The organism is Paenarthrobacter sp. A20, assembly GCF_024168825.1.
In the GTDB taxonomy this organism is placed as follows: Bacteria; Actinomycetota; Actinomycetes; order Actinomycetales; family Micrococcaceae; genus Arthrobacter.
On sequence record NZ_JALJWH010000001.1, the window covers coordinates 1,555,049 to 1,568,092 of the forward strand.

Consider the following 13,044-nt stretch of genomic DNA (forward strand, 5'->3'; position numbering starts at 1 on the left):
AGGGATGGTCGCCCATTGTTTCGCTGGGATGGTCGTTCCTTACTAAAGCCGATCGTTCATTTGACTCAAAATTGGGCAGACTCCATGCGTAATATTCGCTGTTGAGCCGGGTCGAGCGGCGAATGATGCAGATTATTCGGCAAAGCAGCTCCTGGAGGGGCGGGAGTAGGCTTGGCTCATGATGCATGTCAACGATCCGGCCGTCGTCGAGCGGTTGATGCGAACAAAAGGCACATGGGCCGTCGTGGGCCTCAGTACCAACCAGTGGCGCTCCGCTTACGACGTTTCGCTCTATGTCCGGGACACCATGGGCATGGAAATCATCCCGGTCAACCTCAAGGGCGAGGACGTGCACGGCGAGAAGGGGTACAAGACCCTGGCTGATATTCCAGAGGCGAGGCGCCCCATCGACGTTGTGGACTGCTTCGTCAACTCCCAACGAGTCGGTGCAGTGATCGACCAAGCCATTGCCATCGGCGCCAAAGCAGTGTGGCTCCAGCTCGGCGTGTTCGACGACGAAGCCACGCAGCGCGCCAGGGACGCAGGATTGGATGTCGTGGTGAACTCCTGCCCGGCGCGCGAGGGCTGGCACTACGGCTTGTGATTCCTCTGCTAGATTGCAGCTGAATCATTTCTTGAGTCTTGGGGGACAGCCATGTTCGGCGGCCATTCTGCGGTGCCATTTTCCACTCCCAGCAGACGGGCCGCCTTCAGTATTCTTGGCGCTTCCGTGGTTGCTGGCTTGACGGCGTGCACAGCAGCGGAAGGCGCTGACAACACTCAAAGCGCTGAAAGTTCGACGCCGGCGCTGACGCCCGGTGCCGCTTCAGCGTCGCCGGCTGTTACTCCCACGCCTACTCCTACGGCCACCAAGCGCCTTCGGAAATCGTTCATTCCGGACTACCAGTTGCCGCCGATCGTGGGCGGATTGGCTCCGGTCATTACTAAGATCGAGACCCAGCATCCCGTGGTGTTCCTGACCATCGATGACGGCAACATCAAGACGCCCGAATCGATCAAGCTCATGGCCGGGTACGACTACCCGGCATCGCTCTTCCTCACCAGGGACACGATCGCCGACAATCCTGCCTTCTTTAATGCGTTCAAAGCCCAAGGCAGCCTGATCGAGAACCACACGGTAACGCACAACATCAACATGGTGCGGCAGTGGGGATACCAGCAGCAGGTGAACGACATGGTGGGAATGCAGGAGTACGCGTTCCAGCACTACGGCCGCAGACCCACGCTTTTCCGTCCCCCGGGAGGCGCCTATTCCAACGTGATGCGCAAGGCTGTGGCAGACGCAGGCATGAAGGCGATCGTCACGTGGGAAGCCAAGGCAAACGCCGGAAAGATGGACTACCAGGTGGGTAACTCGCTGCGCCCGGGCGACATCGTGCTCATGCATTTCCGTGCCGAGTTCGCGGCGGACCTCGCTGCGTTCCGCGCGGCCCAGTTGGCTGCGGGGCTCGAAGTAGTGTTGCTGGAGGACTTCCTGGGCGTTGCGTAAGCTCGCTGCATGGACGTTTCCCGCCTCCGCGAAATCTGCCTGGGCTTTCCCGGCGCCTTTGAAGACTTCCCTTTCGGTCCCGAGACATCCGTCTTCAAGGTGCGTGCCGCCGTCGCGGGTGGAACCCGGCACGAGGCAAAGATGTTCGCCCTGTCCTCGATGGACCCGGACAACTGGTCCGTGAGCCTCAAGTGTGAGCCGGCCTTGGCCGAACAGCTCAGGGCCGCAAACCCCGAAATCACTGGTGCCTGGCACATGAACAAGACCCACTGGAACGGTGTCCGGCTGGATGGGGCCCTCTCCGATGACATGGTCAGGGACATGGTGGAGGACTCCTACGACCTTGTTGTTGCCACCCTGAGCCGCAAGCAGCAGGAGCAATTGGGCTGGGCCAGGCTCGCCAATCCGCGCGGCAGCTGACACGCGCGCGAACACACTCCCCACGGCGCTGACATGGGACTAGATTGATACTGCATACCTAAGGACCTCAGCCTCAGCGCTGGTCAGGAGCGGTTTGATGCTGGATCAGAAGACGCAACTCCATATGCGCTCCACTGGCGTCGAAAATGCCTCTACGGCCCATGATGATCGAACCAAGGCCTGGATGATTGCTTTGCACGTTAGCCCCAGCATGTTTCTCGGCGGTAAAAACCGGCTCACTGAGGCCGTGGTGGAGTTCCAATTAGCCGAACAATGGGCGGAAAGACGGGGAACTGAGCGGCAAAAGACCCTGGCCCGGGAAGCCATCACAGAGTGCGGAAAAGCCCTCGCGGAGGGTCCGTAGAAAGATCACGCTTTGACAAATGTTGATCGAAACTGCCGCGAAATATTGATTTTCGATCATTCGTGGTGAATTATGTCACAGAAGGTTGGTGCTGCCAGAGCGCCAACCCAGACTGTCTGACTGAACGGCTTTCCCGCCGCAACAGTCGACACTACGAGTCACTGGAGGGTTTAGAAATGAACGTTCAGCACCAGTCCGTCGGTCGCCGTGGATTCCTGCGTGGAGCACTCGCTGCAGCCGTGCTCGTGCCCATGGGGGGAACCATTGCTTCATGTGCCGCAGGTGGCGGTACCACCACCACCGGCCCCACAGGCACTGTCTCCGACACCAACCCGTTCGGTATGGCAGAGAAGGCCACCATCGACGCCGTGATCTTCAAGGGTGGCTACGGCATCGACTACGTCGAGTTCGCCGGCAAGATCTTTGAGAAGACCCACGAGGGTTCCACCGCCAAGATTTCCCCGTCCACGGACATCGCCCAGGAGCTCCAGCCGCGCTTCGTGGGTGGCAACCCGCCGGACCTGATTGACAACTCCGGTGCCAAGTCCATCGGCTTCAGCACCATCCTGGCCCAGCTCGAGGACCTCACGCCGCTCGTGGAGGCCAAGAACCTCGAGGGCAAGGTCATCAAGGACACCCTGTACACCGGCGTACTGGCTCCAGGCACTTTCGATGGCAAGCTGGCCGCCCTGAACTACGTGCTGACCGTCTATGCAATGTGGTACTCGGATTCCCTCCTCAAGGAGAACGGCTGGACCGTTCCCAAGACCTGGGACGAAATGTACGCCTTGGGCGAGCAGGCGAAGGCCAAGGGCAAGTACCTGTTCGTCTGGGGCAAGGAAGCCGCTACGTACTACCAGGAAATGGCGATCGCCTCCGCTATCAAGGAAGGCGGCGACGACGTTCGCCTCGGGTTGGAAAACCTCACGGCGGATTCCTGGTCGCACCCCGCCATCCAGTCCGTCTTTACCGCTCTGGACAAGATCGTCAAGGCCGGCTTCTTCAAGCCAGGTGGCTCGGGCACGCAGTTCACCGCCGCGCAGGCGCAGTGGAGCAACGCCCAGGAAGCTGTGTTCTACCCGTCCGGTTCGTGGATCGAAAACGAAATGAAGGACCAGACCAAGGCGGGCTTCAACATGATGGGCGCACCCGTGCCCACCGCGAGTGCAAGCTCCAAGAAGCCTTATGCGGCTCTCCACAGCGCCGCCGGCGAACCTTTCATTGTCCCCTCCCAGGGCAAGAGTGCCGCTGGCGGCAAGGAATTGCTCCGCATCATGCTGTCCAAGGAAGCTGCCACCAACTTCGCCAAGACCAAGCTGGCTCCCACCATCGTCAAGGACACCGTTCCGGCCGATGGCTTCGGTTCCACGGCCCTGGTTTCGCAGACCAAGTTGCTGGGCGACGCGGGCGAGGACATCTTCACCTGGAACTTCATCGATCTCTACGGCACCAACAAGGACCAGCTGGTTGTCTGGAACAGCTTCCTGGACGGCAAGTCGGACGTAGCAACCTTGACCTCCGCACTGCAGAACATCACCGACAAGGTCCGTAACGACAGCTCGGTCAAGAAGATCGAAGTGAAGTGACCTCAGTGAAAACTCAGCAGAGCCGGAACGACGACGGCCTGGCCGCCGTCGTTCCGGCGACGGCTGCCCCGCAAGTGATAAAGCGGAGGCGGAAGCCGTTGACATGGGACAAGGTCAGCTTCTTCGCGGTTTTCCTCGGACTGCCGCTGGCGATCTACCTGTTGTTCGTGATTTGGCCCTTCGTTCAAGCTTTTGGTTACTCGCTGACGGACTGGTCGGGCTTCTCGCCGAACCAGAACTTCATCGGCCTCGAGAACTACGTAAAGATCTTCACCGACGACATTTTCATGAAGGCCATGGGGAACAACATCCTCCTGGTCATCTTCCTCCCGATCATCACCATCATCCTGAGCCTGGTGCTTGCCTCGTTGGTGACCGTGGGCGGAAGCAGCAAAGGCCAGATCAAGGGACTTCGCAATTCCAGCTTCTACCGTGTTGTGTCGTTCTTCCCGTACACGATTCCGGCAGTAGCCATCGGCATCATGTGGGGCCAGATCTACGATCCCTCCGGCGGCCTGCTCAACGGCATCCTGACGGGGCTGGGCTTTGACCAGTTCAAGGACTTCGCCTGGCTCGGTGACAAGAACACCGCCATGATTGCCACGATGTTCGTGATCGTTTGGGGCTTTGTCGGCTTCTACATGGTCCTGTTTGTTGCAGGCATCAAGGGCATTCCCGCCGAGCTTTTCGAGGCCGCCAGAATCGATGGCGCCGGTCGCTTCCGTACCGCCGTGTCCATCACCATCCCTTTGATCCGCGACAACATCCAGACTGCCTACATCTACATGGGCATCCTGGCTCTGGACGCTTTCGTTTACATGGCGGCACTGAACTCCGGCGGTGGTCCGGACAACTCAACGCTGGTCATGGCCCAGCAGCTGTTCTTCACCGCCTTCAGCAAGGGTCAGTTCGGGCTCGCAAGTGCCATGGGCGTTGTCCTGGCCATTGCAACACTGATCTTCTCCGGCCTGGTGTTCGTGGTTAACCGGCTCACCGGCGGCGACAAGGATGTGAGTCTGTAATGACAACCAAAGTCTCAACTCCGGAAATGAAGTCGTTGCACTTCCAACCGCGGACGCCGGCAACCACAAAGGGCGACAAAGTGGTGGGAGCCGTGTCGCACACGGCTTTGACCATTTGGACGCTCATCGTCATTCTTCCGCTGCTGTGGACGTTCATGTCCTCCTTCAAGACGTCCAGCGAGATCTTCGCCTCGCCGTTCGCCTTGCCGGGTGAGTGGAAGCTGGATAACTACGTCAAGGCCTGGAGCGAAGCCGGCATCGGCAGCGCTTTCCTGAACTCGGTGATCGTTGTTGCAGTTGCCTTGGTGATCGTCATGGTCCTCGGTGCCATGTGTGCCTACGTCCTTGCCCGGTATACGTTCCCGGGCAGCAGGGCCATCTACTACCTGATGCTCGCCGGCCTGACCTTTCCGATCTTCCTGGCCATGGTGCCGTTGTTCTTCGTCCTGAAGAACATGGGCCTGCTGAACACCTTGCCCGGACTCATCCTGGTGTACGTGGGCTTCGCGCTTCCGTTCACGGTGTTCTTCCTGTTCTCCTTCTTCAAGTCGCTGCCTCACGAAATTACCGAAGCAGCGGCCCTTGACGGCGCAGGGGAGTGGCGGACGTTCTTCCAGGTCATGCTGCCGATGGCCAAGCCGGGCCTTGCCTCGGTTGCCATCTTCAACTTCCTGGGCCTGTGGAACCAGTTCCTGATTCCGGTGTCCATCAACGCCGCCGGCCCACGCGTCCTCTCGCAGGAGCTCGCCGCCTTCGCCGGCCAGATGGGTTACGCAGTGGACTATGGCGCGCTGTTCGCCGCGGTCAGCGTCACCGTCATTCCGGTCCTGATCGTCTACGTGATCTTCCAGCGCCAGCTGCAGGGTTCCGTGTCGCAAGGCACCTCCAAGTAGTACAGCCAAGCTAAAAAAACGGTCGACGGCGGTCCTCACCTTACGGTGCGGGCCGCCGTCGGGCGTTTACCATTGGCTGATGTTCGAGCCACACCAACTCCGTAACGACGTCAGCATGCGCCTGCTCCGTGTGGGCGACGCGCCAGCGCTCGCGGCCGCGTATGTACGCAACCGTGAATACCTTGCGGCCTGGGAGCCGGTGCGTTCCGACGAGTACTTCACCGAAGAGTGGCAGGCGGCGGATATCGCCAAGCGCCTGGCCTTCCATGAAGCAGGCGAGGGGTTCCCCCTGGCGTTGATTGCCGACGATGCCGTTATTGGCAGGTTCACCCTTGCAGGAATCGTGCGCGGTCCTTTCCAGAGTGCAGGACTGGGTTACTGGATTGACAGCAAGTACGCGGGCCGTGGTTTGGCGTCCGCCGCCGTTAAAGTGATCGTGGAAAAATCCCGGGACGAGCTGGGTCTGCATCGGATGGAAGCGAGCACTCTCCTGCATAACGTTGGCTCCCAGCGCGTGCTGTTGAAGGCGGGCTTCCGGAAGATCGGGATGGCGCCGAAGTACCTGCACATCGCTGGGAAATGGCAGGACCACAACCTTTACCAGGTCATTTTGCATGACTAGCCGGTGGACCGGCCCTGCCGGCTGACGCACGACTCCGAATGGACCCGCGGCTGTGAAAGGCTGGACTGATTCTGTAGTGCAACGAAAGGCAGCAGCCCGTGATCTTTATCGTGGTCAAGTTCAACGTCAAGCCTGACTGGTCCGGCCGGTGGCTGGACCTGGTGGCCGATTTCACCGAAGCGACCCGCGCTGAGCCCGGCAACCTGTGGTTCGACTGGTCCCGCAGCGTGGACAACCCGAATGAGTTCGTCCTGGTGGAAGCGTTCCAGGATGACGCTGCCGAGGCCCACGTCAACAGCGAACACTTCAAGAAGGCCATGGCGGACATGCCCCAGGCCTTGGTGGAGACTCCCCACATCATCAGCCGCCAGTTCGAAGGCAGCGGCTGGGACCGCATGGGCGAGCTCACCATTTAAAGCAACGCGGGGTCACTTACGGCCCATCCCAGAGGGATTCATGGGCCGTAAGTGACCCCGCGTTGTTCTATGGGAACTAGAACATCCAGGGGATCTCCGCATGGCCGAAGTCGCTGAACGAGCCGAAGCGGCCGGCCTTGAACGCGAGCACCTCGCCGTCCCGGTCCCGGCACGTGGTGACCTGGCCGAAGAAGACCTGGTGATCGCCGACGTCGTACTGCTGCACCACGCTGCAGTCCGCCTGGGCGAGGGCGCCCTTGATGACCGGAAGGCCGTTGTCGGTGATGTCGAAGTCGCCGTCGCCAAAGCGGTCCCCGCCGCGGACGGCGAACCGCCGGGCCACGGACTCCTGCTTCGCGCCGAGGATGGACACCGCGAACTTGCCGCTCTCCATCAGGGCCTCGCCGGTCCGGGTGCCGAAGTTCAGCGAGATCATCAGGATGGGCGGCTCAAGGCTGATGGACGTCAGCGAGCTGATGGTCATCCCATACTGCTCGTCCTCGTGCTGGGTGGTGACCACGGCAACGCCCGTGAGGAAGCGGCCCATGGCGCGGCGCATCCCCATGGCATCGGGGATGGTGAAGGCTGGTGCCAGGCTCATGTCAGTTGCTCCGCTCCGCTGGGACCGGCTCCGTGTAGTACCGGACTTCGAACATCCTGGCTCCATTCTCGGAGACCCACGGGCCGTGCTCCATGCCGGGTGGGCGGGTGGCCCAGTCGCCGGCCTTGAAGGTCTTGCCGAGACGCTGGTCCACGAAAGAGCCCTCGAAAATGAAGACCTCTTCCCAGAAATCGTGCGTGAGGACGCCGTTGGGGGAGGTATCCGTGCCGGGCTCGAACTTGAGGATCCGGGTGACGCTGTCATTGTCCGAATCGCGGGCGAGGATGGCCTCGGACAGCCCCTCGATGTGCGGGTTGCAGGGTGCGAAGTCCACCGAGGAAACGGGGGTGAACTCGAATTCGGGCTTTGCCATGGTCAGATCCCCTCCGATTCGGTGGAGCCCTCGATGCTGTAGGAACCGAGGAACGTGTCCAGCTCCGCCACCAGGGCGTCGTAGCCGTAGTTCCGGTAGGTGTAGGCGCCGCGGACCACGAACGGTGCGCCAGCGTAGAACATCTCGTACTGCTGGTGGCGGCCGGCGAACTCGGAACCGATGATGTCCCAGGCCAGCTTGAAGAGCTTCACCCGTTCCTCGCTGCTGACGCCGGGCGACTGGACGTAGCGTTCCATGTCCGGCCGGGTCACGCTGCTGGTCATGTCGGCGATGCTGGAGGGAAGCTGCAGGACGCCGCCGCCCACCAGGTCGCGCAGGATCGAGATCACTCGCGGGTAGGTCTCGGACTGCAGGCCCATGGCCCCGTACAGTGCACTCTTTCCGGGAACCCTCATGCCGGCGTCGTCCGTTGTTGCCGTGTATTCGGCGGCGAGAACCGCCGACTCAACGGACTGCACGATCGCTGCGAGCTCGCCGAGCTTCTCCTGGACGCCGGGAATCTTGTCCGTGCCGTTCACCTGGGTGACCTTGCGGGCCACGGAAGCGATGAACTTCAGCTTGGTGGAGAAACGGATCTGGGCCTGCCAGTTGCCCAGGGCGTGGGCGCCGGTGTCGAAGAACTGACGGCGCAGGGTGTCGATGTTCCGGTTGATGAAGACGCGGTCCCACGGGATGAGGACGTCGTCGAAGACCACCAGGGCGTCCGGCTCGTCGTAGTGGCTGGTCAGCGGGTAGTCGAAGTCGCTGGTGGCGGCCGGCGCGAACGGGCGGCGGCAGTAGAGCTTCAGGCCGTCCGTGGCCACGGGGATGGCGAAACTGATCGCAAAGTCCACGTCGTCCGGGCCCAGTGGCTTGATGCAGGTGACAAAAACTTCATCGGCAATGGCGGCACCGGTGGCGAGCATCTGCGAACCACGGACAATGATGCCCTCCTCGGTTTCACGCACGACGCCGACCTGCAGGTATTCGCCCTCCCAACCTGACGCTGTGGTTGCGCGGGAAACCTGTGGGGGAATGATCGCGTAGGAAAGGTACAGGTTCTCGGACAGGATCTTCTTGTAGTACCGCTCCACGTTCCCGGCGAAGTCCCGCTCGTCATTCTTGAAAACGTCCGGGTGGGAACCGAACGCGGCGAAGAACGTGCCCACATGGTCCGGGCTGCGGCCAACCCAACCGTGGGTGTGCTTGGCCCATTTCTCGATTGCCTGGCGGCGCAGGACGAGTTCCTCCTGCGTCCTGGGAGCGGCGAAGGTCCTGTTGGCCGGTCCGTCGATCTCCTCCGAGTGGAACTGCATTCCGTTGGCGGGATCGGCCGCGATGTCGAACAGCTCGGACATGGTCCGGGCAACCTTCGCGAAGGCCGGGTGTTCCAGGACGTTGCCGACTACCTCGCCATCGAGGATCACTGTCCGGCCGTCGTTCAGGGACTTCAAATACTGCTTACCGGTTCTCATCGAAGTGAGCCTTTCCTGATTTTGTAGTTATGTTCGATTGTGGTCCCATTCGGGAAGGAGAGCTCCAACTTCCAGGAAGTTCCATAAACGAACTTCCCGTCCAGCAGCGGCAGGGTGCCGCCGAGGCACATGAAGTCGGCGTCGCCGATGTCGGTACGGTCCAGGAGGCGCTCGACGACGTCGGCCGGCGTGCGCAGGCCGCTCAGCGAACCCTCTTGGTACAGTTCCCCGTCCACCCATGAGCGGGCGGTGCAGCTGTCGAGGTCGAGATCCGCCAAGGATTCGACGGCGATGACCTCACCGGCGACGGGCTTGGGGCAGGCGCGCTTGGAGTCTCCAATGTCCCGGGCCTCGATGTCGCGGTCCGTGTGGTCCGAGCCGATGCCGAGATAGTACTTGCCGTCGTGGCGGATGTAGAGGGGTTCAATCTCGCCTGAGGTCAGGTTCTCCGAGGTGTCGTGCTCGCCGGAGGTCTCGAACAGGTCCGAATCCATGCGGTAGAACATGGGAACCTCCGGTGGCGGAGCTACGCCGATGGCTGCCAGTTCATCGATGTGGTGCTGGACTGCCTTCGGATCCCGGCCTGTGTAGCCGGCCACCACTCCGTGGAAATCCGTGACCACGATGGTTTTCTCTGTGCCCACCACCTGGAAGGTCAGCGGGACTTGCCTTGTTGTTTCCATTCCGTCTCCTTGGATGGCTTCTGAACGGTCTTGGGTCTAAACGGTGAGTGCGTCGTAGGCCGCGAGGCGGTCCCCGATGACGGGGAACTCGCTGCGGACGGCCTGGACCTGCAGGGGATCGATGTCCACCAGGAGCACTGATTCCCCGGCGTCCGCTTCGGCAAGGACGTTGCCGGCGGGGTCCACCACCCGGCTGTGTCCGCCGAGTTCCACACCTTCCTGGCTGCCTGCTGCATTGCAAGCGATCACGAAGATTTGGTGCTCCACAGCCCGGGCCGTGGTGAGCAGGCGCCAGTGTTCACGCCGGGCCGCCGGCCAGGCCGCGGGGACGATCACGATCTCCGCACCGCGGTCGCTCAGCTCCATCCACAATCCGGGGAAGCGGAGGTCGTAGCAGGTGATGCCTGCAACGGACCCGAAAGGCAAGGGGACTACGGGGAGGGACGATCCAGCGGTGAGGAGGCTTGCCTCCTTGGACTTGTACCCGAAGACGTGGATTTTCCGATACGTGTGGACCACGTTGCCGTCAGGGCCCAGCAGGATGGAGGTGTTGCTGAGCCGGCCGTCGTCGCCCGCCTCGATGATGCTGCCGAGGTGAAGGTATACGCCAAGGTCTTTGGCTACCCGTGAGCACATGGACACTGTGGGGCCGGTGAGCGTCTCCGCCAAGGCCTCGTATTCGTCGAAGTGGAAGTATCCGGCGCTCCACAGTTCCGGCAGGACGATCAGTTCGGCGCCGTTGATACCGCGAAGGATGGCTTCTACGCGCTGGATGCGGTCCTCGCGGGTTTCGGAGTCCGGGCTGGCTACTTGGACAAGTGCGATTTTCATGCTTTTTCCTTTTCCGGGGCGCCGTGTGGATCGTTGTCCAGGTCGCTGAGGCGCAAGCCCTTGGTTTCCTTGGCAAACATCACCGAGACCATGGAGATCAGGCCCATGACGGCGAGGTAGATGCCGATCGCATAGCCGGTGCCGAATGCGCTGTAGAGGGCCAGGGCGATGATCGGTGACAACGAGCCGGCGATCAGCGATGCCAGGTTATAGGCCACTGAGGTGCCGCTGTACCGGACGTCCGTGGGGAAAAGTTCGGAGAAGAACGCGCCGATCACCGAGCTGTACGCGGCGAAGATCAGCAGGCCGCCCACGGCGGCTGCAATGATTCCCCAGGTCTGTCCCGTATTGAGCAGGGCGAAGAACGCGAAGGCCCACACCATGGTGGCAATCGACGCTCCGATCAGGATGGGCTTCCGCCCTACCTTGTCCGCGTACAGCGCCAGGATGGGAATGGCGACGACGGCCACGCCCTGCCCGATCATGACGGCGGTGAGGCCTGTCTGCCGCTGCAACCCCATGATCTGGGTGACGTAGGTAATGATGAACAGCGAATAGATGTAGAAGCCTGCGTTCTCGCCCATCCGGCTGCCGGTGGCGATGAGGATCTCGCGCCAGTTGCGGCGGAACAGGATGGTCAGCGGCATCTTCCGTTCCTTGTTGCCTTCGGCTTCGCGCTTGCGCTGTGCTTCCTTGAACAGCGGGGTTTCCTGGACGTAAAGCCGCAGGACGAGGCCAATGACTACCAGCAGTGCAGACAAACCGAACGCGATGCGCCAGCCCCATGCCAGGAACTCGCTCTCCGGCATGGTGGCGGCGAGGATGGCCAGGACGCCGGCAGCCATCAGGTTGCCCAGCGGTGGGCCCATGTTCGGCCACGAAGCCCAGAACGCGCGGCGGGCGCTTTCGTTGCTGTGCTCGGAGACGAGGAGTACCGCGCCGCCCCATTCGCCGCCGAGGGCAAATCCCTGAATCAAGCGGAGCAGCAGGAGGAGCAGGGGTGCTGCAAGGCCGATCGCTGCGTACGAAGGGATGAAGGCGATGAGGGTGGTGGCGACACCCATGAGCATCAGGCTGGCCACCAGTGTTGCGCGCCGGCCGTGTTTGTCTCCCAGATGACCCAGGACTATGGCGCCGATGGGGCGTGCCAGGAAGCCGGCCGCGAACGTTCCGAGGGCCAGCATGGTGCCCACCAGGGGATCGTCGGTAGGGAAGTAGAGCTTGTTGAATACCAGCGCTGCGGCGGTGCCGTAGAGGAAGAAGTCGTACCATTCAACGGCCGTGCCGGCCAGGCTCGAAGCAGCCACCACGGGCAGGCTGGAGTGCTTCTGTTGCCGCAGTTCTGCTTTCTTCAAATCGGTCATTGTGGGAATCCTTTGCGAGTGGGAGCCGCGGAGCTTCTGTTGAGTCTGGCGGCCGGGCTCCCAGGAAAATTTGGGTATTTCCGATGCGTGAGCGGAGTCACTGAACAACACTGTAGACGGGTTGTATACAACCTGTCTATATTTGAAGGAGAAGTTTTCAGGAACGTCCCGAACAGTCCTGAATGCAACTCGTATACTGGGCTACGCGAGAAAGGCTCTGCATGATCCAGATGACCCCCGCTGCACAGTCGCAGCCAGAAGTGGCCTACCAGTGGATGAAAAGCTACATCGCAGCCCTGCCCCGTGAGGAAGAAACATTCCTCAACGAGGGAGTCCTGGCCAAGACCACGGGTACCTCACGAACCCCCGTGCGTGAGGCATTGCTGCGCCTTGAAGCCGAAGGATTCGTCAAGAGGATCCCGCACAAAGGCGCCTACGTGCCACCCATCTCCGACCCCGACGTACGCGCCATCCTGCAGGCACGGTCCGTGGTGGAGAAGTGGGCCGTCTCGGCAGTGGAAACCATGCTTGAGGCCCAGATCGATGCCTTCCAGCGCGTGATTGACCAGCAGCAGGAGGCCCGGGACGATCCCGCCAGGTTCATCGAGCTGGACACGGAATTCCACACGCTCATGGTCCGTGCCGGCGGCAACCCCGTACTCGCCGACTTCTACGCGTCGCTCCGGCAAAAACAACTCAGGATCGGCGTCAAAGCCGTTACCCAGGGCACGGATCGAGCCGGGGACGTCCTGCGGGAACACCAACTGATCGTCGACGCGCTCCGCAGCCGAAGCCTGGACGCAGCGCACAAAGCCATCGACGAGCACCTCGATTCCACCCGCTTGGCAGTCATCGGGTACTAGTCCTCGCTGTGCAGCTCCCGT

16 protein-coding genes are annotated in these 13,044 nt (G+C 61.6%); 10 read left to right on the forward strand and 6 right to left on the reverse strand.

Annotated elements, in window-relative coordinates; translation table 11 throughout:
* Positions 1-178: 178 nt before the first annotated feature.
* The 9 genes from J3D46_RS07525 (at position 179) to J3D46_RS07565 (ending at position 6,833) form a co-directional block, all read left to right on the forward strand.
* Positions 179-604 (forward strand): CoA-binding protein, encoded by a 426-nt coding sequence (locus J3D46_RS07525; RefSeq protein ID WP_231340322.1) that lies wholly within the window; start codon positions 179-181, stop codon positions 602-604.
* Positions 605-730: 126 nt separating this feature from the next.
* Positions 731-1,510, forward strand: a complete 780-nt coding sequence (locus tag J3D46_RS07530; RefSeq protein ID WP_253466131.1) for a polysaccharide deacetylase family protein — start codon at positions 731-733, stop codon at positions 1,508-1,510.
* A 9-nt stretch (positions 1,511-1,519) separates the two neighbouring features.
* Positions 1,520-1,930, forward strand: a complete 411-nt coding sequence (locus J3D46_RS07535; protein ID WP_159705716.1) for an MmcQ/YjbR family DNA-binding protein — start codon at positions 1,520-1,522, stop codon at positions 1,928-1,930.
* A 97-nt stretch (positions 1,931-2,027) separates the two neighbouring features.
* Complete coding sequence (locus J3D46_RS07540; RefSeq protein WP_253466134.1) at positions 2,028-2,294, forward strand: hypothetical protein; 267 nt, start codon at positions 2,028-2,030, stop codon at positions 2,292-2,294.
* Positions 2,295-2,470: 176 nt separating this feature from the next.
* Complete coding sequence (ngcE, locus tag J3D46_RS07545; RefSeq protein ID WP_253466137.1) at positions 2,471-3,880, forward strand: N-acetylglucosamine/diacetylchitobiose ABC transporter substrate-binding protein; 1,410 nt, start codon at positions 2,471-2,473, stop codon at positions 3,878-3,880.
* A gap of 5 nt (positions 3,881-3,885) precedes the next feature.
* Positions 3,886-4,902: a carbohydrate ABC transporter permease gene (locus J3D46_RS07550; RefSeq protein ID WP_231340326.1), complete on the forward strand. Its 1,017-nt coding sequence runs from the start codon at positions 3,886-3,888 to the stop codon at positions 4,900-4,902.
* Positions 4,902-5,795: a carbohydrate ABC transporter permease gene (locus tag J3D46_RS07555; protein ID WP_231340327.1), complete on the forward strand. Its 894-nt coding sequence runs from the start codon at positions 4,902-4,904 to the stop codon at positions 5,793-5,795. The genes J3D46_RS07550 and J3D46_RS07555 overlap by 1 nt, the downstream gene beginning before the upstream one ends.
* Before the next feature lie 79 nt (positions 5,796-5,874).
* Positions 5,875-6,417 carry a GNAT family N-acetyltransferase gene (locus J3D46_RS07560; RefSeq protein ID WP_253466140.1) on the forward strand — a complete coding sequence of 181 codons (543 nt, stop codon included), beginning with the start codon at positions 5,875-5,877 and terminating at the stop codon, positions 6,415-6,417.
* Positions 6,418-6,515: 98 nt separating this feature from the next.
* Positions 6,516-6,833: a putative quinol monooxygenase gene (locus J3D46_RS07565; protein WP_231340329.1), complete on the forward strand. Its 318-nt coding sequence runs from the start codon at positions 6,516-6,518 to the stop codon at positions 6,831-6,833.
* Positions 6,834-6,909: 76 nt separating this feature from the next.
* On the opposite strand, the gene J3D46_RS07570 is transcribed toward J3D46_RS07565, so the two are convergent.
* The 6 genes from J3D46_RS07570 to J3D46_RS07595 are packed head-to-tail and all read right to left on the reverse strand — an operon-like array spanning position 6,910 to position 12,160.
* On the reverse strand, positions 6,910-7,434 hold the full coding sequence (locus J3D46_RS07570; protein ID WP_231340330.1) for a flavin reductase family protein: 525 nt from the start codon (positions 7,432-7,434) through the stop codon (positions 6,910-6,912).
* A gap of 1 nt (position 7,435) precedes the next feature.
* On the reverse strand, positions 7,436-7,807 hold the full coding sequence (locus J3D46_RS07575; protein ID WP_231340331.1) for a cupin domain-containing protein: 372 nt from the start codon (positions 7,805-7,807) through the stop codon (positions 7,436-7,438).
* A gap of 2 nt (positions 7,808-7,809) precedes the next feature.
* Positions 7,810-9,282 (reverse strand): 4-hydroxyphenylacetate 3-hydroxylase family protein, encoded by a 1,473-nt coding sequence (locus tag J3D46_RS07580; RefSeq protein ID WP_253466142.1) that lies wholly within the window; start codon positions 9,280-9,282, stop codon positions 7,810-7,812.
* Positions 9,279-9,965 (reverse strand): DUF2848 family protein, encoded by a 687-nt coding sequence (locus tag J3D46_RS07585; protein WP_253466145.1) that lies wholly within the window; start codon positions 9,963-9,965, stop codon positions 9,279-9,281. The genes J3D46_RS07580 and J3D46_RS07585 overlap by 4 nt, the downstream gene beginning before the upstream one ends.
* Before the next feature lie 36 nt (positions 9,966-10,001).
* Positions 10,002-10,796, reverse strand: a complete 795-nt coding sequence (locus tag J3D46_RS07590; protein WP_253466148.1) for a carbon-nitrogen family hydrolase — start codon at positions 10,794-10,796, stop codon at positions 10,002-10,004.
* Positions 10,793-12,160, reverse strand: coding sequence for an MFS transporter (locus J3D46_RS07595; RefSeq protein WP_253466150.1), 1,368 nt, complete (start codon positions 12,158-12,160; stop codon positions 10,793-10,795). Before J3D46_RS07595 ends, J3D46_RS07590 begins: the two co-directional genes overlap by 4 nt.
* 221 nt (positions 12,161-12,381) lie before the next feature.
* Here J3D46_RS07595 and J3D46_RS07600 point away from each other — a divergent pair, with 221 nt between their 5' ends.
* Positions 12,382-13,023: a GntR family transcriptional regulator gene (locus tag J3D46_RS07600; protein ID WP_231340336.1), complete on the forward strand. Its 642-nt coding sequence runs from the start codon at positions 12,382-12,384 to the stop codon at positions 13,021-13,023.
* Positions 13,024-13,044 lie beyond the last annotated feature (21 nt).